This window comes from Jeotgalibacillus marinus, assembly GCF_040801915.1.
GTDB classification, from domain to species: domain Bacteria; phylum Bacillota; class Bacilli; order Bacillales; family Jeotgalibacillaceae; genus Jeotgalibacillus; species Jeotgalibacillus marinus.
The window spans coordinates 1-222 of the sequence record NZ_JBFMIA010000350.1; the positions used below are offsets into that span (position 1 = coordinate 1).

General features: G+C 71.2%; 1 pseudogene. It reads right to left on the reverse strand.

Annotation, left to right across the window (positions count from 1 at the left end):
- A pseudogene (locus AB1471_RS18140) lies at positions 1-222 on the reverse strand (diaminopimelate epimerase); the annotation flags it as partial.

Below are 222 nucleotides of genomic sequence, written 5' to 3' on the forward strand. Positions count from 1 at the left end.
GTGGCCGTCGCGCTCCCGCCATTCGATCGTGAGATCGCCACCGGCCTGGCTGACGCGAGCGGTGCGGTCGGTCAGGTTCTTGCGAACGGCGGCGACGAGCGTCGCGCAGGCGGCCGAGCCGCAGGCGCGCGTCAGGCCCGCCCCGCGCTCCCAGGTGCGCAGGATGATGTGATCGCGCGACACGATTTGCGCCAGCGAGATATTGGCGCGCTCCGGGAAGAT